The 26,617-nt window shown below is 67.2% G+C and carries 25 protein-coding genes; 13 read left to right on the forward strand and 12 right to left on the reverse strand.

The window, feature by feature from the left end:
- The first annotated feature begins 16 nt into the window (after positions 1–16).
- From E1261_RS09665 to E1261_RS09710, 10 genes are all read left to right on the forward strand, one after another.
- On the forward strand, positions 17–934 hold the full coding sequence (locus E1261_RS09665; RefSeq protein WP_132404968.1) for a nucleotidyltransferase domain-containing protein: 918 nt from the start codon (positions 17–19) through the stop codon (positions 932–934).
- Positions 924–1,682, forward strand: a complete 759-nt coding sequence (locus tag E1261_RS09670; protein ID WP_238176095.1) for a nucleotidyltransferase domain-containing protein — start codon at positions 924–926, stop codon at positions 1,680–1,682. The genes E1261_RS09665 and E1261_RS09670 overlap by 11 nt, the downstream gene beginning before the upstream one ends.
- A gap of 127 nt (positions 1,683–1,809) precedes the next feature.
- Positions 1,810–3,927 carry an alpha-galactosidase gene (locus E1261_RS09675; protein WP_132404970.1) on the forward strand — a complete coding sequence of 706 codons (2,118 nt, stop codon included), beginning with the start codon at positions 1,810–1,812 and terminating at the stop codon, positions 3,925–3,927.
- Between the two features lie 33 nt (positions 3,928–3,960).
- A complete protein-coding gene (locus E1261_RS09680; RefSeq protein ID WP_238176096.1) occupies positions 3,961–4,902 on the forward strand; it encodes a carbohydrate ABC transporter permease in 942 nt (313 codons plus the stop codon).
- A complete protein-coding gene (locus E1261_RS09685) occupies positions 4,899–5,780 on the forward strand; it encodes a carbohydrate ABC transporter permease (protein ID WP_132404972.1) in 882 nt (293 codons plus the stop codon). The genes E1261_RS09680 and E1261_RS09685 overlap by 4 nt, the downstream gene beginning before the upstream one ends.
- On the forward strand, positions 5,780–7,135 hold the full coding sequence (locus E1261_RS09690; RefSeq protein ID WP_132404974.1) for an ABC transporter substrate-binding protein: 1,356 nt from the start codon (positions 5,780–5,782) through the stop codon (positions 7,133–7,135). The genes E1261_RS09685 and E1261_RS09690 overlap by 1 nt, the downstream gene beginning before the upstream one ends.
- 183 nt (positions 7,136–7,318) lie before the next feature.
- Complete coding sequence (locus E1261_RS09695) at positions 7,319–7,747, forward strand: DUF1707 SHOCT-like domain-containing protein (RefSeq protein WP_132404976.1); 429 nt, start codon at positions 7,319–7,321, stop codon at positions 7,745–7,747.
- Entirely contained in the window at positions 7,744–8,157 is a 414-nt protein-coding gene (locus E1261_RS09700) for a hypothetical protein (protein ID WP_132404978.1), read from the forward strand. Before E1261_RS09695 ends, E1261_RS09700 begins: the two co-directional genes overlap by 4 nt.
- A complete protein-coding gene (locus E1261_RS09705; RefSeq protein ID WP_238176097.1) occupies positions 8,150–9,640 on the forward strand; it encodes a multicopper oxidase family protein in 1,491 nt (496 codons plus the stop codon). Before E1261_RS09700 ends, E1261_RS09705 begins: the two co-directional genes overlap by 8 nt.
- Before the next feature lie 377 nt (positions 9,641–10,017).
- Positions 10,018–10,698, forward strand: coding sequence for a DUF3592 domain-containing protein (locus E1261_RS09710; RefSeq protein WP_132404980.1), 681 nt, complete (start codon positions 10,018–10,020; stop codon positions 10,696–10,698).
- Here E1261_RS09710 and E1261_RS09715 read toward each other — a convergent pair.
- From E1261_RS09715 to E1261_RS09755, 9 genes are all read right to left on the reverse strand, one after another.
- Positions 10,651–11,904 carry an MFS transporter gene (locus E1261_RS09715; protein ID WP_132404982.1) on the reverse strand — a complete coding sequence of 418 codons (1,254 nt, stop codon included), beginning with the start codon at positions 11,902–11,904 and terminating at the stop codon, positions 10,651–10,653. The two genes, E1261_RS09710 and E1261_RS09715, sit on opposite strands and share 48 nt — an antisense overlap.
- Positions 11,905–11,913: 9 nt before the next feature.
- The gene (locus tag E1261_RS09720) at positions 11,914–12,519 is read right to left on the reverse strand and encodes a winged helix-turn-helix domain-containing protein (RefSeq protein ID WP_132404984.1); all 606 of its coding nucleotides are present in this window, start codon (positions 12,517–12,519) and stop codon (positions 11,914–11,916) included.
- A 44-nt stretch (positions 12,520–12,563) separates the two neighbouring features.
- Positions 12,564–12,782: a hypothetical protein gene (locus E1261_RS09725; protein ID WP_132404986.1), complete on the reverse strand. Its 219-nt coding sequence runs from the start codon at positions 12,780–12,782 to the stop codon at positions 12,564–12,566.
- A gap of 82 nt (positions 12,783–12,864) precedes the next feature.
- Positions 12,865–13,962 carry a sulfite oxidase gene (locus tag E1261_RS09730; RefSeq protein WP_132404988.1) on the reverse strand — a complete coding sequence of 366 codons (1,098 nt, stop codon included), beginning with the start codon at positions 13,960–13,962 and terminating at the stop codon, positions 12,865–12,867.
- A 32-nt stretch (positions 13,963–13,994) separates the two neighbouring features.
- The gene (locus E1261_RS09735; RefSeq protein WP_132404990.1) at positions 13,995–14,543 is read right to left on the reverse strand and encodes a 3'-5' exonuclease; all 549 of its coding nucleotides are present in this window, start codon (positions 14,541–14,543) and stop codon (positions 13,995–13,997) included.
- Positions 14,543–15,151, reverse strand: coding sequence for a response regulator transcription factor (locus tag E1261_RS09740; protein WP_132404992.1), 609 nt, complete (start codon positions 15,149–15,151; stop codon positions 14,543–14,545). Before E1261_RS09740 ends, E1261_RS09735 begins: the two co-directional genes overlap by 1 nt.
- A complete protein-coding gene (locus tag E1261_RS09745; RefSeq protein WP_132404994.1) occupies positions 15,148–16,266 on the reverse strand; it encodes a sensor histidine kinase in 1,119 nt (372 codons plus the stop codon). Before E1261_RS09745 ends, E1261_RS09740 begins: the two co-directional genes overlap by 4 nt.
- 18 nt (positions 16,267–16,284) lie before the next feature.
- Positions 16,285–17,019 (reverse strand): ABC transporter permease, encoded by a 735-nt coding sequence (locus E1261_RS09750; protein WP_132404996.1) that lies wholly within the window; start codon positions 17,017–17,019, stop codon positions 16,285–16,287.
- Complete coding sequence (locus E1261_RS09755) at positions 17,016–17,930, reverse strand: ABC transporter ATP-binding protein (RefSeq protein WP_132404998.1); 915 nt, start codon at positions 17,928–17,930, stop codon at positions 17,016–17,018. Before E1261_RS09755 ends, E1261_RS09750 begins: the two co-directional genes overlap by 4 nt.
- Positions 17,931–18,358: 428 nt before the next feature.
- Between E1261_RS09755 and E1261_RS09760 the strand changes: the two genes are divergently transcribed.
- A complete protein-coding gene (locus tag E1261_RS09760; RefSeq protein ID WP_165952438.1) occupies positions 18,359–20,149 on the forward strand; it encodes a heparinase II/III domain-containing protein in 1,791 nt (596 codons plus the stop codon).
- A gap of 6 nt (positions 20,150–20,155) precedes the next feature.
- On the opposite strand, the gene E1261_RS09765 is transcribed toward E1261_RS09760, so the two are convergent.
- Positions 20,156–21,550, reverse strand: coding sequence for a glycosyl hydrolase family 18 protein (locus tag E1261_RS09765; RefSeq protein WP_132405002.1), 1,395 nt, complete (start codon positions 21,548–21,550; stop codon positions 20,156–20,158).
- Between the two features lie 240 nt (positions 21,551–21,790).
- Positions 21,791–22,417 (reverse strand): TetR/AcrR family transcriptional regulator, encoded by a 627-nt coding sequence (locus E1261_RS09770; protein ID WP_238176098.1) that lies wholly within the window; start codon positions 22,415–22,417, stop codon positions 21,791–21,793.
- A 76-nt stretch (positions 22,418–22,493) separates the two neighbouring features.
- On the opposite strand from E1261_RS09770, the gene E1261_RS09775 reads away from it, so the two are divergent.
- Together E1261_RS09775 and E1261_RS09780 are read left to right on the forward strand one after the other, a co-directional pair.
- Positions 22,494–23,948 (forward strand): flavin-containing monooxygenase, encoded by a 1,455-nt coding sequence (locus E1261_RS09775; RefSeq protein WP_132405006.1) that lies wholly within the window; start codon positions 22,494–22,496, stop codon positions 23,946–23,948.
- 50 nt (positions 23,949–23,998) lie between these two features.
- Entirely contained in the window at positions 23,999–25,306 is a 1,308-nt protein-coding gene (locus E1261_RS09780; protein WP_238176099.1) for a hypothetical protein, read from the forward strand.
- A gap of 153 nt (positions 25,307–25,459) precedes the next feature.
- Here the strand turns inward: E1261_RS09780 and E1261_RS09785 are convergent, their stop codons facing one another.
- Positions 25,460–26,524 carry an aldo/keto reductase gene (locus E1261_RS09785; protein WP_202874538.1) on the reverse strand — a complete coding sequence of 355 codons (1,065 nt, stop codon included), beginning with the start codon at positions 26,522–26,524 and terminating at the stop codon, positions 25,460–25,462.
- Positions 26,525–26,617: the final 93 nt, after the last annotated feature.

Consider the following 26,617-nt stretch of genomic DNA (forward strand, 5'->3'; position numbering starts at 1 on the left):
GGGGGAGGATGGCGGCATGTCTGTTGAGGGGCCGCAGTTGCCGGTGGGGACGCAGGTGGTGATCCGGGCGGCCGCGCCCGATGACCGGGGCGGTACGGCGCAGCGCGGGGCGACTGGGCGGGTTGCCGGAGTTACCGCGGATGGGCGGTATGTGGTTCGGCTGGTGGACGGGCGCGAGACGGTGGCCCGGCGGGACCAGTTGAGCCTGCGGACGGCGTACCAGGATGAGGCGCTCGACCTGACTCAGCCTGATGGGGACCGGCTGGTGCGGGAGCACACGATCTATGCGGTCGTGGTCGGGTCGCGGGCGTTCGGGCTCGACACCGACACGTCGGACACGGACACCCGCGGGGTGTACGTCGCGCCGACCGAGTCGTTCTGGTCGCTGGCGAAGCCGCCGACGCACGTGGACGGGCCGGAGCCGGAGTGGTTCTCGTGGGAGGTCGAGCGGTTCTGTGAGCTCGCCCTGAAGGCGAACCCGAACCTCCTCGAGGTCCTGCACTCGCCGCTCGTCGTCCAGCAGACGGCACTCGGTGAGCAGCTGGTTGAGCTGCGCGAGGCGTTCCTGTCCCAGCTCGCCTACCAGACCTACTCCGGCTATGTGTTGAGCCAGTTCAAGAAGCTGGAGGCGGACTTCCGCCGCGACGGCGCGCCGAAGTGGAAGCACGTCATGCACCTGATCCGCCTGCTGCTCTCAGCTCGTTCTCTCCTGCTCGAAGCCGAACTGGTTGTCGATGTCGGCGCCAACCGCGAGCGCCTGCTCGCCGTGAAGCGCGGCGAGCTTCCGTGGGACGAGGTGGAGAAGTGGCGCCTCGGACTCCACGCCGACCTAGACGATGCCCTGCGCCACACCGTCCTCCCCGCAATCCCGGATGTGGCAAGGGTGGACGATTGGCTGCGATCGGTCCGGAGGAGGAGCCTCGATGACGCGTGACATGCGGATGCTCGACTATGCCGAGCTGCGGAACATCATGGGTGAGCAGCCGTACCCGTTGCTCTTCGCAACAGTTTCCGGCGCCCACCTGTACGGCTTCCCGTCGCGCGACTCGGATGTCGACCTGCGCGGCGTGCACGTCCTTCCGGCTGCTGAGGTGGTCGGGTTGCGCACTGGACCGGAGACGCTGGACCGGACCTGGTTCGAGAACGAAGCCGAGGTCGATCTCGTCACCCACGACCTGGCGAAGTTCGCTCGTCTGATGTTGCGGCGGAACGGCTATGTGCTGGAGCAGGTCCTGTCGCCACTGGTTGTCCTCAGTACGCCGGAGCACGAGGAACTGGTCGCGTTGGCGGCCGGCTGCATCACCAAATGGCATGCGCACCACTACCGCGGGTTCGCGAAGACCCAATGGGAGTTCTTCGGGAAGACCGGTGAGCTGAAGCCGCTGCTGTACACCTTCCGGGTGCTGCTGACCGGGATCCACCTGATGCGGACCGGCGTCGTGCAGGCGGATCTGCGGGAGCTGCTCGACGAGGCGCCGGCCTACCTGCCGGATCTGATGGCGGCGAAGGCTGAGGCTGAGCACGGCGCCCTGGAGGGGCCGTCGGTCGAGACGCTGACCGCTGACATCGAGGCGCTGCAGGCTGCGCTCGATGAGGCAGAGGCTGTCAGCCAACTGCCGGACAGTGCCGCGGCGGAGTCCGGGCTGCACGACTTCCTGGTGCGCGTGCGGCTCTCGCGCTGATTGCAGCGTTGTAGAGACCCTGGCGGAGGCTTAGGGTACTTACTTAACTTCGTGAAGCATTGACATCGAGGCTGGCGGGGTAAATAGTTTCGTCTTGAAATCAATCAGAAAGCAGAGTGAATCAACAGTGTCGAACATTGAGGTGCTGCAGCTACGGGCTGCCGGGGTCAGTTTGGTGCTGGACTGCTCGGGGCCGGCCTTACCGTCTGTGCTGCACTGGGGCGCGGATCTGGGTGAGCTGAGCGAGCGGGCACTGTTGGAGCTGCGCCGGGGTGCGGGTGCGGTTCAGGACGGGAACGGGCTGGACGAGAATCGGCCGATCGCGATCGTGCCGGAGTATTCGGCCGGCTGGTTCGGGCTGCCGGGGCTGAGCGGGCACCGGGACGGGCAGGACTTCTCGGCGAGCTTCCGGATCACCAGCGTCGCGCAGACGGACAACACCGTGGTCGTCGATGCCGCCGACACCGAGGCCGGGCTGACGATCCGCCTGACCGTCGAGCTGACCGACTCCGGGCTGGTCCGCGCCAAGGCGGATCTCACGAACACGGGCGCGACGCCGTACACGGTTGATGGTCTCGTCCTGGCCCTGCCGGTGCCGACCGAGGCGACCGAACTGCTCGACCTGACGGGCCGGCACATCGGTGAGCGGCACCCGCAGCGGCACGCGTTCACGCAGGGCGCGCACGTCCGCGACAACCGCCGCGGGCGCACCGGCGCCGACGCGACGCTGTTGCTGCTGGCCGGGACCGAGGGCTTCGGCTTCCAGGACGGCGAGATCTGGGCCGTGCACACCGCATGGAGCGGCAACCACCGCTCGTACGCCGAGCGCGGCATGAGCGGGTACGCCGTCATCGGTGGTGGCGAACTGCTGCTGCCGGGTGAGGGTCGTCTCCAGCCGCAGGGCACCTACAGCACCCCCTGGCTCTACGGCACGTACGGCGTTGGCCTCGACCGGATCTCGACCCGCTTCCACGAGTACCTGCGGTCCCGCGAGAACCACCCGCAGACCGACCGGCCCGTCGTCCTGAACACCTGGGAGGCCGTCTACTTCGACCTCGACCTGGACAAGCTGAAGGGTCTGGCGAACGCGGCCGCCGAGGTCGGCGCCGAGCGGTTCGTGCTTGATGACGGCTGGTTCCGTGGCCGTCGTGACGACCACGCCGGACTTGGTGACTGGTACGTCGACGAGGGCATCTGGCCGAAGGGTCTGCACCCGTTGGTCGACCACGTGCGCGGACTCGGACTGCAGTTCGGCCTCTGGGTCGAACCGGAGATGGTGAACCCGGACTCCGATCTGGCCCGGGAGCACCCGGACTGGATCCTTGCCACCGGCAACCGGTTCCCGCCGACCGCGCGTCACCAGCAGGGGCTGAACCTCGGCGTACCGGCTGCGTACGACTACATCCTCGAACGGCTCGACAGCCTGCTGACCGAGTACGACATCGCGTACCTGAAGTGGGACCACAACCGCGACTTCGTTGACGGCGGCAACCAACAGACCGGTACGGCGGGGATCCACGAGCAGACGTTGGCCGTCTACCGGTTGATCGACGAACTGAAGCGCCGGCACCCCGGCCTGGAGATCGAGTCCTGCTCGTCCGGTGGCGCCCGGGTCGACCTCGGGATCCTCGAGCGTACGGACCGCGTTTGGGGCAGTGACAGCAACGACGCGCTCGAGCGGCAGACGATCCAGCGGTACACGCAGTTGCTGCTGCCGCCGGAGCTGATCGGCTGCCACGTCGGCCCGCCGAAGGCGCACACCACCGGCCGCACCCAGGCGCTGTCGTTCCGCGCGATCACCGCGCTCTTCGGGCACTTCGGTATCGAGTGGGACATCACGCTCGCCTCCGAGGAGGAGCGGACCGAACTCGCCGGATGGGTCGCACTGCACAAGGAACTCCGGCCGCTGCTGCACACTGGCCGGGTGGTTCGCGCCGACCGTGGTCCGAACGATTTCCTGCTGCATGGTGTGGTCGCCCAGGACGCCTCCCGCGCCGTGTACGCCGCCGTCCAGCTGACGCAATCCGTCACCTCGGCCGTCGGCCGGGTCCGGCTGCCGGGCCTCGACCCGCAGCGCACCTACCGCGTGAGCCGGATCGTGACACCGGGTCCGGAACCCCGCTCGCTGCCTGCCTGGACCGAGCCTGTCGAGCTGAACGGTACGGCGCTCGCCGCGGCCGGCGTGCAGCTCCCGGTGCAGTGGCCCGAGCACGCGCTCTTACTGGACGTGACCGCGATCGACTGATCCCGCAGCCGATCTACAGAAGGAGATCCCCCTGTGACTGCAGTAACGAACGCACCACCTAACGAGCGAAGTCACGGGGGACAGGCGCCGCCGCCACCGAAGCGACGGCGCCTGGGAGATCTCAAGGTCGCCATGATCTTCCTCCTGCCGGCGACCATCGGGTTCGTGGTCTTCTACATCTGGCCGACCCTGCGCGGCGCCTACCTGAGCTTCACCGAGTACTCGTTGCTTGAGGCACCGAAGTTCAACGGCCTCGACAACTACGACCGGATGATCCACGACAGCTTCTTCTGGAACGCGCTCGTCGTCACCCTCGAGTACGTCGTGATCAACATCGGCGTCCAGACCGTTCTGGCCGTGGCCATCGCGATGGTGATGTACCGGCTGACCCGGTCCATCACCGTCCGGGCCGCGATCCTGCTGCCCTACCTGGTGGCGAACGTGGTCGTCGCGCTGGTCTGGTACTGGATGCTCGACTTCCAGGTCGGCATCGTGAACCAGGGCCTGACCTGGCTCGGCATCGACCCGATCGCGTTCTTCGGCGAGTCGAACTGGGCCATCCCGACGATCGCCGGGATCAACGTCTGGCGGCACATGGGCTACACCGCGCTCCTGGTGTTCGCGGGCTTGCAGACGATCCCGGCGTACGTCTACGAGGCCGCCGAGGTGGACGGCGCGGGGGAGATGAAGACGTTCTGGCGGATCACGCTGCCGCTGTTGCGTCCCGTTCTGGTGATGGTCCTGGTGGTCACCATGATCGGCTCGTTCCAGATCTTCGACACGGTCGCCGTGACCACCCGGGGCGGCCCGATCAACTCGACCCGGGTCATCTACTACTACATCTTCGAGCGCGCGTTCACCCGCTTCGACTTCGGCTACGCGTCCGCGATGGCGATGGTGCTGTTCGTGATCCTGGCGATCGTCTCGCTGCTGCAGATCCGGCTGCTCCGCGCCAAGGAGAGTGATCTCGCGTGAGAAAGCAACTCTCTGTGGGCAGGATCCTCGCCTGGGCGTTCCTGATCATCCTGCTGCTCCTGACGCTGTTCCCCTTCTACTGGATGCTCCGTACGGCGCTCTCAAACAACACCGCGCTGGCCGGGAACCCGAGCTCGCTGCTCCCCGTGGAGACCACGCTCGGCGCCTTCAAGCGGGTGCTCGGGTTGTCGACGATCGAGGAGGCCCAGGCCCAAGGTGGATCCGGTGCCTCGGTCAACTTCTGGCTGTACCTGCGCAACTCGGTGGTGGTGGCAACGATCACCACGGTCTGCCAGGTCTTCTTCAGCGCGATGGCGGCGTACGCGTTCGCCCGGTTGCGCTGGCCCGGCCGGGACAAGGTGTTCGCCGTCTTCCTGGCCGCGCTGATGGTGCCGCCGATCTTCACCACGCTGCCGAACTTCGTGCTGATCAAGAACCTCGGCCTGCTGAACAGCTTCGCCGGCATCATCCTGCCGGGGGCGTTCATGACGCCGTTCGCGATCTTCTTCCTGCGCCAGTTCTTCCTCAGCATCAGCCGTGAACTCGAAGAGGCCGCGATGATCGACGGGGCCGGGCATCCGCGGATCTTCTTCGGGATGATCATCCCGCTGAGCGCCGCGCCGATCGCGACGCTGGCGATCCTGACCTACATCAACTCCTGGAACGACTACTTCTGGCCACTGCTGGTCGGTCAGCAGGAGAACGTCCGCGTGCTCACCGTCGCCCTCGGAGTCTTCCGCTCGCAGACGCCCCAAGGCGGCCCGGACTGGGCCGGTCTGATGGCAGCCACCCTGATCGCGGCGTTGCCGATGATCATCCTGTTCCTGGCCTTCGCCAAGCGCATCACCAACTCCATCGGCTTCTCGGGGATCAAATGATGAACGTGTCCCGCAGGACCTTGCTGAAGGCCGGGCTCGCCGCGCTCGCCGTACCGTCACTTGCTGCTTGTAACAACGGGGCCGCGGCGCGTGGTCCGGGCGAAGTCATCTACTGGCTCTGGGACGCGGCACAGCTGCCGATGTACACCGAGTGTGCAAGGGTCTTCCGCGAACAGAATCCCCAGTACAGCGTGAAGATCGAGCAGTACGGCTGGGACGACTACTGGTCGAAACTGGTCACCGGGTTCATCTCCGAGACCGCACCGGACGTGTTCACCTCGCACTCCGCGAAGTACCCGCTGTTCGCGGACAAGGGGCAGGTGCTGGCGCTCGACGAGTTCGTCACCAAGGATGCCGTTGACCTGGGCATCTATCAGAAGGGTCTGGCCGATCGCTGGATCGGTGCCGACGGCAAGCGATATGGACTGCCGAAGGACTTCGACTCGGAGGTGTACTTCTACAACAGCGCGTTCACCGAGGCGGCCGGGATCACGCCCGAGCAGCTCAACTCGATGACGTGGAACCCTTCCGACGGCGGCACGTTCGAGCAGATCGTCCGGCGCCTCACCGTCGACTCGAAGGGCCGTCGCGGCGACCAGCCGGGGTTCGACAAGAACAACATCAAGGTCTACGGACTCGGGTACGGCGATGCCGGCGGAGCGGACGGCCAGACCAGCTGGAGCTGGTACGCCGCGTCGAACGGGTGGAAGTACTCCGAGGGCGAACCGTGGGGGACGAAGTTCTTCTACGGCGACCCGAAGTTCACCGAGACCATCGGGTGGTGGCGTGGGCTCATCACCAAGGGGTACATGCCGACGTACGCGCAGGCCAAGTCCGGGGTCGACGTGACGACCTCGTTCGGTGCGGGGAAGTACGGGATGACCCCGAACGGTTCCTGGATGCTGGGCACCTACCAGACGCTGAAGGGCGTCAAGACCAAGCTGGCCCGGCTGCCGATCGGCCCGATCGGCAAGCGGCTGTCGATGATGAACGGGCTCGCGGACACGATCTGGGCCGGGACCACCCGGCGGGACGCGTCCTGGGCCTGGGTGAAGTTCCTGGGGTCGCAGACCGCGCAGGACATCGTCGCCAAGGCCGGCGTGGTGTTCCCGGCGGTGTCGGCGAGCCTGCCGGCGGCCAAGGCGAAGTTCGCGGAGAACGGCTGGGACGTGACACCGTTCCTGGAGACCGTCGAGGCGGGTGACGTCTTCCCGTTCCCGGCCAATCCGAACGCGGCCGATGTCACCGCCGTCATGACCCCGGCGATGGACGCGGTGATGTCGTTCGAGGCGGAGCCGGCGTCGCTGGCCAAGGCGAACGACGACGTGAACCAGATCCTCTCGGCCAACGCCTGAGGGCCGGCAACTAGGGGATGGCCCCGGTACGCCGTACTCCGTGGGGAGTACGGCGTACTGCGTCTTGTGGGGTGTGGTGCGCCTGCGGGGGTAGCTGAGGTGCCGCCGCCTGGGCGACGCGGGAGGGGGTGCTGTCGCGACACGATCGGTGCAGTTGAACAACTGCGAGCATCGAGGAGTGTCATGAACGACGAGGGACCGATCCGTATTGGGGACGCCGAGCGGGAAGAGGCAGTTCGGCGGTTGGGTGAGCACTACGAGGCTGGGCGGCTGAGTGCGGAGGAGCACGGCGAGCGCGTCGAGGCTGCCTTGCGTGCCAAGACCGCGGCTGAACTGGGCGACGTGTTCGTGGACCTGCCGAGTCAGCGGCAGGAGAGTGCGCAGCAGCAGAGCGCTGGGCCGGCGGGACCGCCGCGTGGGCGGGGTCGGCGGCCGGAGTGGGCTGCCAAGGGACCGTTCGGGAAGATCCCGCTGCCGGTCCTGATGGCGCTCGGCGCGATTGTGCTGCTGGCGGCCGTGGCCTGCACGGTGGCCGGCGGGCATCCGCCGGTGTTGCTGATCGCGGCGATCGTGGCCGGCGTGATCGTGTACCGGAAGCGGCGGATGGCATGAGGAACGTCTATCGAGTGGTCGCGATGCTGATCGCGCTCGCGGTCGGGTTGCAGGTGGCGTCGATCGCGCTGGCCGGGTTCACCGTGGCGAAGGATGCGACCGACGGCGCCGCGATCGGGGCCGACTACAGCAACTTCGGGCAGAGCTACCACTCCATCGCCGGGACGGCGATCGGGCTGCTGGCGCTGATCCTGCTGGTGGTTTCGTTCCTGACCGACGTGCCGCGGGGCCGGGTGCTGGCCGGGGCCATCCTCGGCCTGGTGGTGGTGCAGTTCGTGCTGGCGATAGTTTCGTTCGGCTTGCCGGCGTTGGGTGTACTGCACGGGCTCAACGGGCTGGCGATCGGTGCCATGGCCGGGACCGCAATCGGGCGAGCCGCCACGCCGCGGCAGCCTGCGACCAGTGGCTGAGGGGCCGGTGTCGGGCGCCGGGGCTGACTACAAGCCACGGCGTCGAAGGGGTCGGCTGGTCGCCCTGGGGATCGTCATGGCGGTACTCGTACCGCTGGGCTATCTCTGGGCGACCAGTCTGGTCCCCGGCACCTACAACGCAGCCGACATGGGGTACGCCGACTACGGCGGTGGAGCCGCCGGCGGCCATGAGCACCACCAACTGAGCATCGCCGATCTCACCGGCCCGAAGACCGGTACGCCGGATCTTGACCGGGGTGGTGGGGCGGGGAAGGTATTGAGAGAGGTCACGCTCGTTGCGCGCAAGGAGAAGAAGGGGCTGGCCGGGTACACGGTGAACGGGAGCTCACCGGGACCACTGATCCGAGCCGAGAGCGGTGATCTCGTTCAGGTGACACTGGTCAACGAATCGGTCCCGGACGGCGCGACTCTGCATTGGCACGGCATCGACGTACCGAACGCGGAGGACGGGGTCGCCGGGGTCACGCAGGACGCCGTACCGATCGGTGGGCGGCACGTCTATCGCTTCCGCGCGGATGATGCCGGGACCTACTGGTATCACTCGCATCAGGTGTCGAGTGATGAGGTGAAGGGTGGGTTGTTCGGCCCGATCGTGATTGCGCCGAAGACACCTGGTGAGGTGCTGGCCACGATCCACACGTACGACGGCAAGCGGACGATCAACGGGCAGACGGGTTCCCAGCGCGTCGACCTGCCGGCCGGGACGACGGCGCGGGTGCGGGTGATCAACACCGACAACGCGATTCTCCGGGTCGGGCTGACAGGAACGCCTTACAAGGTGGTTGCGGTCGACGGGCGTGAGGTGAACGGACCGAGGCCCGTGCTCAAGGCTTATGCGCTGGCCGCAGGCGGTCGGGTCGACCTCGAGGCCGTGGTGCCGGCGGGTGGGATGCGGTTCGTCGCTGGTACGGCGGCGCTGTCGCTCGGGATCGGCCCGGTGGATCCGCCGAGCGCCGAGTTGCCGGGGGAGACGGTCGACCTGTTGAGCTACGGAACGGCTCAGCCGATCGGGTTCGACTCCGCGAAGGCCGACCGGCGGTTCGAGTACCGGATCGGCAGGCGGCCCGGGTTCCTGGACGGCATGCCGGGGTTGTGGTGGACGATCAACGGGCACAAGTTTCCCGACGTACCGATGTACATGGTTGCCGAGGGCGACATTGTCCGGATGACGATCAGCAACACCAGCGGCCAAGCACATCCGATGCACCTGCACGGCCACCACGCCGTCGTACTGACCCGCAACGGCGTCGCCTCCACTGGCTCACCCTGGTGGACCGACACCCTCGAGGTCGGCAACAACGAGACCTACGAGATCGCCTTCCGCGCCGACAACCCCGGCGTCTGGATGGACCACTGCCACAACCTCCCGCACGCCTCCGAAGGCCTGATGACCCACCTCATGTACGCCGGCTACACCACCCCGTACGTAGTAGGCGGCAACGCCCACAACGAACCCGAATAGCAACCACTAGGTCCTGTCGGACGACACGGGGAACCCACAGCCCGCCCCGCCGAAGCTCCTCCCCAAACCGGTTTGGGGAGGATCCGCGACGGATTCGGGGAACATGCGGAGCGAGAGTGACTTTGAGCCTCCACCAACCATCCGGTACCCACCGCAACGGTTGAACCGTGCTCAACGTCGCACCGGCTCGTGCGGAGGACCCTGCCCTCCTGCAACGGCCAGGTTTCAGGCGACGGCGGGTCGAGTCCTGCACGGACCGCCTTTGTGGAGCCTCGTGGCCAGTAGCTGCAAGTTTGCTTCCACAGATCGCCGGTACCGCGCCCATCCGGTGCGGAACCAGCCAGCGCCACCCGGCGTCCATCCCGCATGATGATGCGATGAGCGAGGGCGACGATGGGAACCTCCACGGCTGGCAGCTCGTCATCCTGCTGGTGTTCTTCAACTTGGTCGCTGGTTTGCTCTACCTCGCCAGTTGGTTGACTCGGCCGAACTTCCTCTACGACGGCCCGATGCTCTGCGCGGCCATCGCCGGTGGTCTGTGCTACCCGGCGCGCTGGCTGGTGGAGCGTGCGGATTGGTGGAAGCGCCTGGAGATCCGGCGCGTCGAGCGGGCTGCCAATGCGCATCCGGTACGGGACCGGGTACTTCGTGGCCTGCGGATCGTGGTCGGGCTGCCGATCGCGGTGGGTTCGTTGGCGATCCTTCCGGTGGGGATCAGCTCCGCCCGCGACGACCAGCGGTTGGTTGCTGCCGGGCCGGTGCAATCGGCGGAGGTGGTGTCGGTGGCGGTGGAGGAGGACCGCTGGTCGACGTACGACGACATGATCGTGAAGGTCGCGCGACCGGGCGATGGTGTGCCGGTGGAGCTGTCCGGAGGGGATGAGCTGGATCCCCTCCCGCGGGTCGGTGATCGGGTGAATGTGGTGGTCGATCCGAGCGATCCGTCGTACGTGCTGGCCGCCGGAGTGGACTGGCGGACGCCGTGGTGGGCTTATCTGCTGGGCGTGGTCCTAACCCTGCTGATGCTCGGGTTGGGCCTGACGATCGCCTTCGGGTGAGGGCTCTTGTACGGCGGGGACCGGGCGGAGTAGTTGGCCGCGGAGCATCACTGCCAGGTAGACGACCGCGCCGGTGATGACGATTGCCATCAGCCCGAAGATCAGGTGGTAGCTGATGATCGAGACGAGCATGGCGCCGAGGGCGAGGCTGATGGCTTGGGGGCTGCCCATGACGACCTCGGCGGCGGTGGAGACGCGGCCCATCAGGCGGAGTGGGGTACGGCGCTGGATCAGGGTCATGAAGGAGACGATGATCAGGGGGATGGCGTAGCCGAGGAGCGGGACGTCGAACAGGAAGATCGGCAGGCTCTCGGTGGCTGCGATGACGGCGAGGGAGGCCGCCAGAGCCAGGGCGCCGACGGCGAACGTGCCGACCTCGCCGATCCTGCGTACCCACCAGGTCGCGGACAGACCGCCGAGCAGGGCGCCGATGCCTTGGATCGTGACGATGACGCTGACGAACTCGACCGGTTTGCCGAAGACGTCGACGATCGCGTAGATCGAGGCTTCGGTGAAGCCGAGGACGAGCAGTAGGAGGCCGAGGCCGACCAGGGTGTGCCGCAGGATGCGGTCGGACCAGAGGTGCTTGATGCCGCCGCTCAGTTCGTGCAGCCAGTTGCCTTCGGCGCGTTCGGGTTTGCGGTCCGGCAGGGTCATCGATCCGATGATGATCGCGGCGGCCAGGAACGATGCGGCGTCGACGAGAGCGACAGCCCAGCCGCCGATCCATGCGAACAAACCGGCGCCGATGATCGGGCCGATCAGCCGGAAGCCTTCCTTGACCGTCTGCAGTGACGAGTTGGCCGAGACCAGTTGCTCGTCGCTGACGATCTCCTTGAGCAGTCCGTTCAGCGCGGCCGGCAGGACGATCATCGAGATGCCGTAGAGGAACGCGACACCCCAGACGATCCAGACGTCACCCGCGTCGCGGACCAGGGTGAGCGGCAGTACGGCGATCGCCGAGGCCAGGCTGCCCCAGGCCAGGACGCGGCGCGGCGGCAGCCGATCGACGTACAGGCCGAAGAGCGGTGCGAGGAAGGTCGGCACGACCATCCAGAAGAAAGTCAGGCCGGCTTGGGCGTTGGAGCCGGTCAGGCTCTTCACCCACATGCTCAGGACGAGCAGCATCACCGAGTCGCCGAACATCGACGTCGACATCCCGGCGAACAACCGGCGGAACGCGGGCTGGGCGAACATTGCGCGCATCGGAGTACCTCACTCGGCGGAAGGAGTCGGGTCCGCCAGGCCGTACGTCGGGACGCCCCAGGCGAGGAACGCGCACAGACGGGATCCCGGCGGACGGAGCGCGGGATCCTGGTGCCGGTCGAAATGCTTCATCAGGGCGTCGCGGACAGCCTGGTTCGCAGCCTCGAGTTCCTCGGCAGTCAGCCACATCATCGACTGCGTGCTGGTGGCCGCGGCACGCCATGCGGCGGGCTCATCGGCGGCTCGGGCCTGACTCTCCCGCAACCGGTCGACCTCCCGGGCAACCAGCACCTCGGTCAGCGCCTGCCCGGCCAACTGCAGGTCAGCCCCCTGCGGACCGTCCCCCTCGTCACCCCACGTCATCCCGAGGTGGGTGACCTGCCAGGGACGCTGCCGGCCGGTACCGCCCGGGGCCTCCTCGACGAACCCGTACTCCGCGAGCTTGCGCAGGTGCCAGGAACAGTTCGCCGGTGTCTCGTCGAGCCGGTCGCCGACCTCGGTCGCCGTCATCGCCCCGTTGATCGTGAGCTGCTCCATGATCGCGATCCGCACCGGATGCGCGATCGCCCGGAGTGTCCGGGCATCACTGATCCGCCGCTGAGTCCGCTCGTCCATGCATCGAAAGTACTCTTTCGAAAGAGGTGTTGCAATACCCGGCTTTAGGACGCCTGGTCGTCGCGAACGGCCGGTCGTCGTCGGTGCATGGCGGCGATCCGGGAGCAGGCGGCGTCGATCGCGGCCCGCTGGCTGGCATAGGAACCGCACCACAGCGGGTTGTCGGGTTGGGGGAACAGTCCGTCGTCGATGTCCGCGTACCACTCGTCCGACGTACGGAAGATCCGCGCGTGCAGGTGCAGTTGCTCGTCCGACTCGTTCACCGCATCATCACTCCTGGAGTGAGAACCGTGTACCTCTCCAGGATGTGCTGCTGGTACGGCGGATGCCGCCAGCGACACGCGGTCAGCTGACCAGGACCGTGATCCGTTGCGCGCTGTTGTTGGCGAAGCCGCCGCGGTTCCACGGAGCCTCGATTGGTTGCTCACGGCCACTGCTGTCGACGGCGCGGACGGTGAGCACATGCTCGCCCGGAGTAGCTTCCCAGTCGTGGCTGAAAGACCGCCAGGCGAACGCATCGTTGCCAGCGGCATCGAGTTTCGCGGAGTGCCAGGTGACGCCGGCGTCGGTGCTCACCTCGACCCGCTCGATCGGCGCCCAGCCCGACCAGGCCTTGCCCTCGAGCGTGACGGTGCCTGCGGCAACGAACCGGTGCCGGCTCATGAAGTCGGGGAAGCCAGGCGGGACAAGGAGAGCGCGCGGTTCGATCCGGGTGATCGCGGTCCCGAGCTCACCTGCCTCCTGACGGATGCGGTAGGCAACCGCATTCTGGAAGCCGTCGAACTCGTGGTCGATCAGCTCGATCGATCGCAACCACTTCACGCTGGCCATCCCGTACCACCCCGGTACGACGAGGCGCAGCGGATACCCGTGTTGCGGCGGCAGCGGATCGCCGTTCATCTCCCAGGCGATGATCGCCCCGGAGTTGAGTGCCTCGCCGACCGACAATCCACGCTGGTAGTCCTGCTCGACCCCACGCTCGACCCCGTGATCCGCGCCGGTGAAGACGACATCGACGGCGTCCGAACGGATCCCCGCATTCTGCAGCAGGTCGGACAACAGCACGCCGGTCCATTCCGCCGTACCGACTGCTTCATTCAGCCACGGCTGGCTGATCGGCCGCGGCTGCAACGACGCCCGCCCGTTACCCGCGCACTCCAACGTCACCCGCACGGTACGACGACCCATCGCGCGCAGTTCGGTCAGCCCGAACGACATCGGCTGCTCGACACACCCGTCAACCTCCAGCCGCCACGTCGCTGCACTCGCGGCCGGGATGTCGTAATGCACCAGCACGTAATGCAGCCCGGCCGGCGTCACGTCGTACCGCAGCGCCTCCAGCGGAATCCCATGATTACGTGCCGCCAGCTGCAGCTCGTCACCCGTGATCCCCTCACCGGTATCCGCCAGCCGCCCCCGCACACTGAACTGCTCGATCGACATGGTTCCTCCCGGAGACCCACGCTAGTGCGCGCTCAGACCTCGGGGAAGCTTTCCGCCGAGAGTTGGACGATGAGCGCGGCGATGTTCCACGCGTCATCCATCCCAGAATGATGCCTTCCCTCGAGCGGCAATCCGGCCAGTTCCAGTGCGCGAGACATCCCCGGCCGCCGCTTCGTCCCACGGACCTCGGCGAAACGCGCTTTCGCATTCACATGCACCGGACCAAAGGGATAGCCGACCCCGGTCGCCTCGCACTGGCGCTCGAACTGCTTGCGGTCGTAGTCGCCCCAACTCATCCACACGCGCTCCGCCGCGCCGTACTGGCTGGTCAGCAGCTCGCAGGCTTCGGCGAAGCTGACTCCGGTGCTGACCACGTCGGCGGTCAGGCCAGTGAGCTCGGTGCAGAACGGGCTGATCTCGGAGCGTTCCGGGCGCACCAGAATCTGATGCTTCCCGACGCGCCGCCAGCTGTCCACCTCGATCGTGGCCAGCCCGATCTCGATGATCTCGTTGTCCATCCCCGGCGGCGGTTCGCCTTCCCAGCAGGTCGCCTCGACGTCGATGACGTTCAGCAGGCGCATCAGAGCCAGCCGTTGTCGAGGGCGATGCGGGCGGCTTCGGCTCGGGTTCGGGCGCCGGTTTTGCCGATGGCGGCGGAGAGGTGGTTGCGGACCGTGCCTTCGGAGAGGTGAAGTTCTTTGGCGATGTCGGCGACGGTGCCACCTTCGCGGGCTGCTCGGAGGACGTCGGATTCGCGGCCGGTGAGCGGGCTGGTGCCGGCTACCAGGGTCTCGGCGGCCAGTGAGGGGTCGACGACGCGGAGGCCTTGGTGGACCCGTCGGACGGCGTCGGCCAGTTGGGCGGCGGGGGTGTCTTTGACGACGAAGCCGGCGGCGCCGGCCTGCACTGCGCGGCGCAGGTAGCCGGGGCGGCCGAAGGTGGTGACCATCAGGATGCGAACACCCGGTACGGCGGCGCGCAGGGCGGCTGCGGCCTCGATCCCGTCGAGCCCGGGCATCTCCACGTCCAGCAGCGCGACATCCGGCGTACTGGCTTTGGCTGCGGCGACCACCTCGTCCCCGCGCCCGACCTCGGACACCACCTCGAGATCCGGCTCGAGATCCAGCAACGCAGCGAGGGCCCCACGGACGAGGGCCTGATCGTCGGCAATGAGAAGTCGAATACTCACGGACCAACCTTTGCAGCTAGGCGGAAGCCGCCGTCGGGGGACTCGCCTACCTGGAGGGCGGCGCCGGCCTGGTCGGCTCGCTCGCGGAGGCCGAGCAGGCCGTGGCCGGAGGTGGTGCCGCCGGGGCCCTTGCCGTCGTCGAGGACCTCGATCTGGCGGGCGGAGAGTTTGATCGTGCAGCGTTTGGCGCCGGAGTGCCGGATGACGTTCGTGACACCTTCGCGGACCACCCAGGCGAAGAGTTCGCGGTTCTCCTCCGGGACCTCGTCCATGGTGGTCGGGAGGTCGGCCTTGATCTCGGCCGCCTGCAACGCGGTCCGGGCCGAGACGAGCTCACCGGCCAGGCTCAGCTCGCGGTAACCGGCGACGGCGGCCCGGACATCGCCAAGGGCGGCCCGAGCGAGGCTCTCGACATCGGCGACCTCGGCCGCGGCCTTCTCCGGGTTGACCTGGATCAGCCGTCCGGCCAGCTCGGCCTTCACCGTGATCACGGTCAAAGAGTGGCCGAGGATGTCGTGCAGGTCGCGTGCGAACCGGTTCCGCTCCTCCTGCACAGCGAGCTTGGCCATGTCCTCGCGCGCCCGCTGCAGCTCCGAACCACGCTGCATCGCACGCCGCATCCCGAACACGGCCAGCGCACCTAGGAAGATCGCGAACCCGTAGCTTCCGTCATCCGTCCAACCCGGTACGACGCGCATCGCCAGCTCGACGCTGCCGAGCAGCAGGAGCACGATCGCCACACCGAGTTGCGGGCTGAGTGAGATGACCGCCGTCGCCGCGATGTAGACCACGCAGGTGAGTGCGGTCTGGCCGGCGGTCGGGATCAGTAGCAGGGTCAGGGTCAGCATGAGGCCGAGGAAGCCCAGCCGGTGCCACAGCGGTGAGGCATCGCTCCGGAACTCCTGCCAGCGCAGGACACCGAAGAAGCCGAGATAGGCGACGCCGAAGGCGACCAGGTTGAGCAGACCGAGGATGCGAACGACCCCGTGCTGGGTCTGCCAGATCTCGGTCAGCGGCTGCGCGAGGTAGAACAGCCAGATGCCGACCGCGAGCCAGCCCCACCGGCCGGGCGGCCGATCTCCGGTGGCCAGTGCGGCCGGCAGGGTGCGATTCATGAAGCTCACGGTATGCGATCAGGCCCGCGCGGTGTCGGCACGGAACCGGCGCAGCGCGATGAAGCCGAGCACCACGGTCCAGCCGAGAACCACCAGCAGCGCCTGGGTGTCGACCCCACCCGCGGTCAGGGCGCTGCGCGAGGTCAGTCCGGTCCAGTACGCCGGGGTCAGCTGCGCGATGTGTTTCATCGCCGACGGCATCTGTTCGACCGGGAACCACAGTCCACCGAACGCTGCGATCAGCATGGTCGCCAGTCCGGTGATCGGCTGCACGCTGTCCGGCTTGGCGACGTACCCGATGACCAGCCCGAGCGCGGCGAACGGCAGGGCGCCGAGCCACGAGACGAGCGCGACCGTGATCCACTGGCCGGCACTGAGGTGGACATCGCCGACGGTCATCCCGAAGACGAAGACCACCAGCAGCGGCGGTACGGCGACCAGCAGCGACAGGATCACCTTGCTGATCACGTAGGCCTGTGGCTTCAGTGGGGTGAGGCGCAGGGTCCGGTTCCAGCCGCCGTCACGTTCGGCCGCGATCACGCCGCCGCTGCTCATCGCGGCCGACATCGAGCCGAACATCGCCATACTGACCATCACATAGGCGATCGCGGAGATTCCGCCCTCGGTCGCGTCCTTGGGAATGTTCAGGCCGAAGACCGCGAACAGCACCAGCGGCATCAGGATCGCGAAGATCAGCACTCGCTTGTTCCGCAGCGTGCGGCGGATGTCGAACATCAGGTAGTTGCGGTTCATGCGAGGCTCTCCTCCCCTTGAAATGCGCTGCCGTCGCTGATTGCGAGTACGGCGTCCTCGAGGTCGGCCGATGTCACTTCGATGTCGTGGGCGGGGGTATTGCTGAGGAGATAGCGCAGGGTGTTGTCGGAGTCCGCACACTGCAGCAGTAGGACGTCGCCTCGGGTCTCGACTGTGCGGACGCCGGGCAGGGCGGCGAGTGCGGTCACGTTGGCACCGGGGACGGTGGCCCGGATCCTGCGGCCGGAAACGCTCGCCTTGATCTGGGCAGCGGTGCCGTCGGCAACGATCTTCCCGTTGCGCATCAGCACCACGCGGTCGGCGTACGAGTCGGCTTCTTCGAGGTAGTGGGTTGCGAACAGGACAGTTCGGCCGCGGGCCGTCTCGGCGTGCATCGACGCCCAGAAGTCGCGGCGGGACTCGACATCCATGCCGGTCGTGGGTTCGTCCAGCACGATCAGATCAGGCTGCGGGATGATCGCCATCGCGAACCGCACCCGCTGCTTCTGACCGCCCGACAACCCCTTCATCGTGCGGCCGGACAGGTCGGCGATCCCGGCCCGGTCGAGCGCTTCCTGCACCGGCATCGGCTTGCTGTGCAGGCCGGCCACCAGGTTCAGCAGTTCGCCGACCTTGGCGTCCTCGATGATCCCGCCACTCTGCAGCATCACCCCGACCTGCCCCTTGGCGATCGCCTCCTCCGGAGACCCGCCGTACACCTGCACGCTGCCCTGGTCCGGCCGCACGAGCCCGAGCAGCATCTCGATCGTGGTCGACTTGCCGGCCCCGTTCGGCCCCAGCAGTGCAACCACCTCGCCGGCCCGGATGCTCAGATCCACCCCAGCGACAGCTTGCACCGCCCCATACTTCTTGGTCACGCCCATGAGGCTGACCGCAGTAGTTGTCGTCATACCCGGAAGCCTGCTGCCGCGGCGCTTGTCATCCCTCGACCAGCCGTCACCACCCGTCCATGACATCCGTCAGCCGCATCCCAGGGTCGCTTCTCAGGGTCCCGATCAGGGGCAACGTCGGTAAGAACACGTAGTGGTGGGGTGCGGCGGGCCGGTGCGACCGGAGACAGGCGGGAGCGCGGGTCTACGTATATGACTACTACCTGTCCTTACCGACGCTTGATACTGCGCGAGGGCTGGAGGTCGGACGCTTGGTTCCGGATCACTAGCTCCACCTGAGGGTTTGATGCAACGGTTCGGTTCCGCGGACCCGTTTTGCCTGCACGGCGACGGATGCGGAGGCGGCAACGATGGGCGTTCGGGCGAAGGCCGTGGGGCTGGGTGTTGTGTGCGTAGTGGTGTGCGGGACTGCGGTGGTGGTGCCGAGGATGATGGCGAAACCTGAGTCTGGTAAGGAGATCGACTCGATCACGATGATCGATCTGCCGATGTCGGCACCGGCGGCGGGCGTGCCCGGGTATCCGTGTCAGGGGTTCAGTGGGATCGAGAAGAAGGTGCCGCTGCCCGCGTTGATGAACGATACGTTTGCCTGGGGCAACACTGCGCCGTACCAGGTGGGGAACGGAGCCGGCGATATCAAGTGGGACTCCGATCCCTATCAGAACCTGAGCTGGCACTTGTGGTTGCATTCCCTGCGCTGGCTGGGCAACGGCGTGCACGCGATCAAGGCCGGTGACCCGAAGGCGACCGAGCGGGTGCTCGCGATCGTGCGGGACTGGGTGCGGGACAACCCGTTCTCGTGGAAGCGCAACACGAGTGCGTCGGAGTCGACGATGCACCGGACGAACGTGCTGATCTGTGTGCGGCAGTCACTGCTGACGCAGCTGAAGGCGAAGACGCTACCGGCGCAGTACAAGTGGCTCGACGAGGCGCTGATGACGCACGCCCGGTATCTGATCGACAACTGGAGTGGCGCGCACAACCACGGGACCGATCAGAGCATCGCGTTGCTCGGCGTGGGATGTACGTACGGGCGGAAGGACCTGATGAAGCTCGCTGCGCAGCGGCTGAACAAAGGGGTGCGGACCGCGCTCGACGAGGAAGGGTCGACCAACGAGCAGGCGGTCGGGTACGCGGACTTCAACTACCGGCTGTGGGGACGCGCCGCGGATCGCCTGCGCGACTGCGGGGTGAATCCCGGCCCGGCGATCGAGACCCGTCGGCAGGCTCTGGGGGAGTGGCTGGCCACGGCGACCACCGCGACCGGGTACCTGCATCAGATCGGCAACACCGGTCAGCAGAAGCTGCCCAACGTTCCCGGTACGCCGATGGAGTACGTCGCCACCCAGGGCAAGAAGGGGAAGAAGCCGCAGCTCCGGACGGCGATCTACAAGGCGGGATACGTGTTCGGGCGGACGGGGTGGGGTGAGAAGCGGCCGTTCGCCGAGGAGTCGACGTACTCGCTCCGTTTCGGGGTTGCGCGCCGGTGGCACGGTCACGAGGACCACACCGCGATCACCTACAACTGGAAGGGACACGACATCCTGATCGATCCCGGGTACGGCGGTCATCAGGCGCAGGCTCGGCAGGAGTGGGCCAAGGGGCCGGCCGCGCACAACCAGATGACGATCCCGACCGCCACGGCCAAGAGCCCGGTGACCCGGCTGGTGGGTTCGGTGAGTACGCCGAACTCGGACTACTTCCAGTTGTCGGATCGGCCCGCTGAGGGAGTCGACCGGACGCGGGATGTCCTTGTTCTCAAGGATCCTGACCTGGTGATCACGCTGGACCGGGGTGCGTCGTCCAGTCCGCAGCGGTACGAGACGCTGTGGCATCTGGCGCCGGGGCAGAAGGTCGACGTCACGTCGCCCACGACGGCTGTTGCGGGAAAGCCGGGAGCTGCCGTCCGGACGCATCTCCTGCACATTCCGATCGGCGGCGAGGCCGGTACGACGACTGTTGAGGAAGGTCGTGAGAATCCGCCGCAGGGCTGGTTCTTCAAGGACATCTTCACGGTGTTGCCGGCACCGGTCGTCAAGTTCACGCACACGGGACAGGACGCGCGGATTCTCTCGGCCATCGTGCCGGCGGCGGCAGCGGATCAGGTCAGTTACACAACCCGGCCGGCGGGCGCCAACGTCGTACTGGATCTCGTCGTCGGCGCCCAGCGGGTCAGCATCAAGATCACCCCGGAAGGGCGGCTGACCCGCCTACCCTGAGCGAGGTCAGGCCGGGAGAGTCCAGATCTGGTTGGCGGTTGCTGCGCAGTCCCAGATCTGCAGCCGGGTGCCATCGGCCGAGCTCTGGCCGGTGGCATCGAGGCAGCGGCCGGAGTTGGGGTTGCGGAGGTTGCCGTTGCTCTGGGCCTGCCAGCTCTGGGCGCCGGTGCCGTTGCAGTCGTACAGCTGGGTGACGGTGCCGTTGGCGGTACCGGCCGCGGCGACGTCCAAGCACTTGCCGAGGGCACGGATCGTGCCGTCGGTGCTGACTGTCCAGGTCTGGCCGGCGCCGGTGCCACAACCCCACAGCTGTACGGCGGTGCCGTTCGCACTGTTGCCGCCAGCAACATCTACGCACTTGCCGGCGATGCCCTTGATCTGACCGGTCTTACCGGTCGGCGGGTTCTGGGTGCCACCGGCCGCGTCGAAGATGGCGCTGAGCAGGGAGAGGCTGCCGGTGGCGTCCTGGGACAGCTCCCAGTTCATGATGCCGCCGGCGTTCGCGACTGCCCATTGGGTCTTACGCTTGATGGTCGGGATGCCGTTGTAGCACTGCTGACCGCCGTTGTTGTAGCAGTCCACGTTCGCGTTGGCTGGGTTCGCCGCGACGATGTCCTTGTAGGCGACGTACGTCGGCCGGCTGTAGAACGGAACGCCGAGCACGGTCTTGGCCTTCGGTAGACCACGGTTCTTCCAGAAGTTCGCTGCGCCGATCGACCAGTCGTAGTTGGCGTGCGGGCTGCCGCCGTCGTACGCCATGATGTTCAGCCAGTCGACGGCGGCGAAGACGGCCGGCTGGACGCCGTTCGCCGTACCGCCTTCGGAGACGACGGCCGCGGTGAGCAGCTTGCCGTTGTTGTGCAACGTGGTGCTCAGCTGCTGCATCAGCAGCGTGAAGCGGTCGCCCGAGACACCCGGATCCGGGTACTCCCAGTCGATGTCGACGCCGTCCAGGTTGTACTGGTTGATGGCGCCCATGACGGCGTTCACGAAGGTGGTCCGGGAGCCGGAGTTCGTGGCCAGCTGCTCGAACGCGGAGTCGTTGCCGTTGTTCCAGCCACCGATGGCCAGCGACACCTTGACGCCGTTCTGATGCGCGAGGCTGACCAGCTGGTTCAGCTTCCCGGGATCGGGGATGGCCTGCAGCGAACCGTTGGAGTTCGGCAGCGCGAACGAGTAGTTGATGTGGGTGAGCTTGCTGTACTGGATCGCGGTGACGCTGCCCGACCAGGAAGGCATGTAACCGACACTCTTGAATCCGGGCGGCAAAGCCTCGGCCGCGGTGGTAGCCGCCGGCGCGGCCTCGGCCTCCGGTGCGGAGACGGTGGTGCCGATCAGCCCGGCCGTGCCGGTGACCAGGGCGAGCGCTGCGATCGCAAGGCGACTTCGGGAAAACTTCATGGGGGCGGTGTCCTTTCGGAGGGGACCCCCGGGCAGCAGCCAGCGAACGGTCGACTCAGCACCTTCCGGGGGCGGTTGTTGCGAAGGCGAAGATAAGTAAAGATCTGACCGAAGTGCCGTTAGTTTCCAGCGTCAAGACAGTCGCGTCAAGGCGTCGCGGCCTCCGAGAATGCGCATTCTCGCCGCCCCCGGAAAACCCTGCAGGGAAAGCGGTACCGGGTCAGGACAACGCTTGCCGGCTCAGCTTTTGCTGAGGGTGTCGAGGCCTTGCCAGAGGAGGTCTTTGAGGGTTCGGGCGACTTTTTGCGGGGTGGGGGGATTCGGGGTGCGGGTGCGCCAGATGGCGAGGCGTTCGGTGGCGCCGGAGATGGAGTGGGCGAGGATCTCGATCTCGGCGTCGTCCGTCGGGCGGCTCGGCGGGAGGTTCAGGCGGACCATCGCGGCGATCAGTTCGACGAAGGCATTGCGAACCTCTTCGGTGGTGGCGGCCATCGGGCCGGTGGCGAGCATGCCTTCGTCGATCAGGACCGACCAGGCCTGTGGGTGCTCGTCGAGGAACTGGAACCAGGCGACGAAACCGGCGTAGAGCGCGTTCTCGACATCGGTCGCGGCCATCACGGCGTCCGAGACGGTCTCCAGGAGCTGGGCGCGGAGGCGGGCCAGGCAGGCGAGGAACAGTCCGTCCTTGGAGCCGTAGTACTGGTAGATCAGCGGTTTCGAGACGCCGACCGCGGCGGCGATGTCGTCCATCGAGGTGCCCTGGTAGCCGCGTTCGCCGAAGATCCGCTCGGCGGCGGCGAGGATCTCGCGCTCGCGGGCGGCCCGGTCACGTCGTCGCTTCGGAGGCTGCTCAGTGGTGGACGTCACTTGCACAGCGTAACTGACTCCGAGTAACTTACTGGGAGTAAGTTCCGGCGGTGTCAGTTCAGCGGAGGAGGCCGGCATGGAGAACAAGCACCGGATCGTGGTGATCGGCACCGGGTTCGCGGGGATCGGGATGGCGGTCCGCCTCAAGCAGGCCGGGTACGACGACTTCGTCGTACTGGAGCGCGCGAACGACGTCGGTGGCACCTGGCGGGACAACACCTACCCGGGCTGCCGCTGCGACGTACCGTCCCATCTGTACTCGTTCTCCTTCGCGCCGAATCCCGAGTGGTCGTCGACGTTCTCCCCGCAGCCCGAGATCGAGCAGTACCTCCGCGACGTCACCGATCGGTACGACGTTCGCCGGCACATCCGGTTCGGTCACACCGTCGAGTCCGCGAACTGGGAGGACGGCGAGTGGCGGATCCGCACCGACCAGGGTGATTTCGTCGCCCAGTTCATGCTGTCCGGGATGGGTCCGCTGGCCGAGCCGTCCGTCCCGAAGCTGCCCGGGATCGAGGACTTCGAGGGCGAGGTCTTCCACTCCGCGCGCTGGAACCACGATCTCGATCTGGCCGGCCGCAAGGTCGCCGTCATCGGCACCGGCGCCTCGGCGATCCAGTTCGTCCCGGCGATCCAGCCGGAGGTCGAGGAGCTGCATCTGTTCCAGCGGACGCCGCCGTGGGTGATGCCGCGGCCGGACCGCAAGATCAGCGCGACGGAGAAGGCCGTCTATCGCCGGTTTCCCCTTGTGCAGAAGGCGGTTCGGGCCGCGATCTACTGGGGTCGCGAGTCGATGGTGCTCGGCTTCGCCAAGCTGCCCGCGATCATGAAGCAGGCGCAGAAGGTCGCCGAGAAGCATCTCCAGCACCAGATTCGCGACCCGAAGCTGCGCGCCAAGGTGACACCCGACTTCACCCTCGGCTGCAAGCGTGTCCTGATCTCCGACGACTACTACCCGGCCCTCGCCCGCCCGAACGTCGACGTGATCACCGACGGCGTCGCCGAGGTCACCCCGACCGGCATTGTTGACAGCGCGGGCGTGAAGCGCGAGGTCGACACGATCATCTACGGCACCGGTTTCCGCGTCACCGACCTCCCGGTGATGGACATGGTGCACGGCCGCGACGGCCTCTCCCTCCGCGACGCGTGGGCGGACGGCATGGAGGCCCACCTCGGTACGGCGGTCGCCGGCTTCCCGAACTTCTTCCTGCTGATCGGCCCGAACACCGGCCTCGGCCACAGCTCGATGGTCTTCATGATCGAGTCCCAGATCGCCTACATCCTGGATGCGCTCCGGGAGATCGATGCCAAGGGTCTGCGTGAGGTCGAGGTCCGGCCGGAGGTGCAGCGCGCGTTCGTCGACGGCGTCCGGACCTCGATGAAGAACACCATCTGGACCCGGGGCGGCTGCACGAGCTGGTACCTCGACGCCCAGGGTCGCAACACCACGCTCTGGCCGTCCTTCACCTTCCGGTTCCGGCAGCTCACCCGGCGCTTCGATGCGGACGAATACCAGACCCTCGCTATGTGACATCGTGCGTGTTACATTCGATCGGTCAGATACCTGATCGGAGGGCCGCCGTGCTGGACCTGCTGGTACCACTGCACGGGATCGGCGGTCGCGGAGACCTCCCGGTCCCGCTCTGGCTGGCGATCTACTCGGCCGGCGCCGCGGTGGCCGTCTCGTTCTTCGCGCTCGCGGCCTTCTGGTCACGCCCGCGCTTCGAGACCACCGGCGGTACGGCGCTCGCCTGGCTGACCCGTCTGGTCGATGCTCGGCCGGTGCGCTGGTTGCTGAAGCTGGCCGGTCTCCTGGCGCTCGGTCTGCTGATCGGTGCGGCCTGGTTCGGCAGCGACTCTCCCGCGGAGAGCCCGGCGCCGACCTGGCTGTACGTGTGGATCTGGGTCGGCATCATCCCGCTGTCCCTGCTCCTCGGTCCGATCTGGCGGCTCGCCAATCCGCTGCGCACGATCGCGGGCCTGGTACGGCGGACGTCGTACCGGCGTCTTCCGGAACGGATCGCGTACTGGCCGGCGGTCGCCGGGCTGGCTGGTTTCCTCTGGCTGGAACTCGTCTACCCGGGCGCCTCCGAACCGCTCGTGGTCGCAGCTTTCGTCACGGTCTACGCGGTGCTGAATGTTGCCGCAGGCATCGTTTACGGACCGGCGTGGTTCGGGATCGGCGACACCTTCGAGGTGTACGCCGAGGTCCTGGCTCGGTTGAGTCCGCTCGGTCGCGGGGCCGACGGCCGGCTGGTGATCCGCAACCCGCTGGCCGGGCTGGCCGCGATGCCGCAGCGGTCCGGGATCGTCGCGCTGCTATGCCTGCTGCTCGGGTCGACCGCGTTCGACGGGATCTCGCGCTGGTCGGCCTGGACCAGCCGGACCGCCGAGCTGAACCATGTCGTTGTTTACACGGGAGGCCTGACCGTCGCGGTGGCGATCGTGACCGCGCTCTTCGTCCTCGCCGCCCGGACCACCGGTACGGCGGACATCCGGCCAGGGGCGGTTGGCGGAGCCGGACTGCCGGGTGCGTTCGTGCACTCGCTGGTCCCGATCGCGATCGGGTATGCGGTCGCGCACTACTTCTCGTTCGCGATGTTCCAGGGGCAGGAAGGTGTGCTGCTCGCGACCGATCCGTTCGGCCGCGGCTGGGACCTGCTCGGTACCAGCGGGATGCGGATCGACTACGCGTTTCTCGGTACCGGGGTGATCGCCGGCGTACAGATCGGCGCGATCGTGCTCGGACACGTACTCGGGGTGGTGTCCGCGCACGATCGCGCGGCCGGTCTGTTCCGGCGGCGGCAACTGCGGCAGGCGCAGTACCCGATGCTCGCAGCGATGGTCGCTTTCACGGCCGGCGGGATTGCGCTGGTGACGGCCTCATGATCGCACTGCACATGGGCGGCATCCCGGAGACCGCGATGGTGCTCGGACCGATCCTGCTGATCATCGCCTTCATCCGAATCGCCCGCCGCCACGAGGCCGAGAACCCGGACTCCGACGACTGGGATGCCGACTTGGGCGATCTCCCACCTGACGTCAGCGGGCCTCGATCCGCAGACCGGCCTGAACGACACTTCGGGTCAACGGCCGCTGCAGAAAGTCGTGCGGGAACCCGAGCTCGATCGCACTGACCGCTTCCAGTTCGGCGATGTCCTGCTCGCCGAGGTCCACCTCGAGCGCGGTCAGGTTCTGCTCGAGCTGAGTCAGCGTGCGGGCGCCGATGATGGGTGAGGTGACCGCCGGGTTGAGCAGGGTCCAGGCCAGCGCGACCTGGGCCGGCGTCCAGCCGTTGCGCTCGGCAACCTTCTTGACCACGTCCGCGATCCCCAGCGTGCGCTCGGTCAGCGAGTTGTTGCCGGCCGCCACGTTCTTCCGGGTTCCCTCGGCACTTGCCTCGCCACCGCCGTGATTCAGATCGGCCGCGGTGTACTTGCCGGTCAGCACCCCGCTGGCCAACGGCGACCACGGGAGTACGCCGAGGCCGAGTTCGCGCGCCATCGGGATCAGTTCCCGTTCGATGGTCCGCTCGGCCAGGCTGTACTCGACCTGCAGTGCGACGAGGGGACTCCAGCCGCGCAGATCCGCGATCGCCTGCATCCGCGAGATCTGCCAGGCCGGTGCGTCCGAGATGCCGACGTACAGGACCTTGCCCTGGCTGACCAGGTCGTCCATCGCGCGCAGGATCTCCTCGACCGGCGTGGTGAAGTCCCAGGCGTGCAGGTAGAGCAGGTCGATGTAGTCGGTCTGCAGGTTGCGCAGACTGCGCTCGACCGAGCGGACCATGCTCTTGCGGTGGTTGCCGCCGGCGTTCGGGTCGGTCGGGTTGGTGATCATCGTGTACTTGGTGGCGAGCACGAGATCGTCGCGGCGGCCCTGCGTGAGCTGGCCGAGCAACTGCTCGGAGGTGCCGTTGGTGTACATGTTCGCGGTGTCGACGAAGTTGCCGCCGCGGTCGACGTACGTGTCCAGGATGCGCTGCGCCTCGGCCTTGCCGGTGCCCCAGCCCCAGTCCTCGCCGAACGTCATCGTGCCCAGCGACAGCGGGGAAACGCGCAGCCCGGAGCGGCCGAGCAGCCGGTAGGTGTCAAGTGTGGTGCTCACTGAAGTCCTCTTTCGGTGGGGGTGTTCACCACTTTTGCCCGGTCCGTCACTGGGGGTAAGGGAGAGGTCATCCTGGGACTGGCCTTCCCACCT

Origin of the sequence: Kribbella albertanoniae, from assembly GCF_004348455.1 — a bacterium.
In the GTDB taxonomy this organism is placed as follows: Bacteria; Actinomycetota; Actinomycetes; order Propionibacteriales; family Kribbellaceae; genus Kribbella; species Kribbella albertanoniae.

Excerpts from the sequence above, each read along its gene's own strand:
- E1261_RS09665 (WP_132404968.1), top strand. The coding sequence starts at position 17 with ATGTCTGTTGAGGGGCCGCAGTTGCCGGTGGGGACGCAGGTGGTGATC.
- E1261_RS09670 (WP_238176095.1), top strand. The coding sequence starts at position 924 with ATGACGCGTGACATGCGGATGCTCGACTATGCCGAGCTGCGGAACATC.
- E1261_RS09690 (WP_132404974.1), top strand. The coding sequence starts at position 5,780 with ATGAACGTGTCCCGCAGGACCTTGCTGAAGGCCGGGCTCGCCGCGCTC.
- E1261_RS09695 (WP_132404976.1), top strand. The coding sequence starts at position 7,319 with ATGAACGACGAGGGACCGATCCGTATTGGGGACGCCGAGCGGGAAGAG.
- E1261_RS09700 (WP_132404978.1), top strand. The coding sequence starts at position 7,744 with ATGAGGAACGTCTATCGAGTGGTCGCGATGCTGATCGCGCTCGCGGTC.
- E1261_RS09710 (WP_132404980.1), top strand. The coding sequence starts at position 10,018 with ATGAGCGAGGGCGACGATGGGAACCTCCACGGCTGGCAGCTCGTCATC.
- E1261_RS09715 (WP_132404982.1), bottom strand. The coding sequence starts at position 11,904 with ATGCGCGCAATGTTCGCCCAGCCCGCGTTCCGCCGGTTGTTCGCCGGG.
- E1261_RS09720 (WP_132404984.1), bottom strand. The coding sequence starts at position 12,519 with ATGGACGAGCGGACTCAGCGGCGGATCAGTGATGCCCGGACACTCCGG.
- E1261_RS09730 (WP_132404988.1), bottom strand. The coding sequence starts at position 13,962 with ATGTCGATCGAGCAGTTCAGTGTGCGGGGGCGGCTGGCGGATACCGGT.
- E1261_RS09735 (WP_132404990.1), bottom strand. The coding sequence starts at position 14,543 with ATGCGCCTGCTGAACGTCATCGACGTCGAGGCGACCTGCTGGGAAGGC.
- E1261_RS09745 (WP_132404994.1), bottom strand. The coding sequence starts at position 16,266 with ATGAATCGCACCCTGCCGGCCGCACTGGCCACCGGAGATCGGCCGCCC.
- E1261_RS09750 (WP_132404996.1), bottom strand. The coding sequence starts at position 17,019 with ATGAACCGCAACTACCTGATGTTCGACATCCGCCGCACGCTGCGGAAC.
- E1261_RS09755 (WP_132404998.1), bottom strand. The coding sequence starts at position 17,930 with ATGACGACAACTACTGCGGTCAGCCTCATGGGCGTGACCAAGAAGTAT.
- E1261_RS09760 (WP_165952438.1), top strand. The coding sequence starts at position 18,359 with ATGATGGCGAAACCTGAGTCTGGTAAGGAGATCGACTCGATCACGATG.
- E1261_RS09765 (WP_132405002.1), bottom strand. The coding sequence starts at position 21,550 with ATGAAGTTTTCCCGAAGTCGCCTTGCGATCGCAGCGCTCGCCCTGGTC.
- E1261_RS09775 (WP_132405006.1), top strand. The coding sequence starts at position 22,494 with ATGGAGAACAAGCACCGGATCGTGGTGATCGGCACCGGGTTCGCGGGG.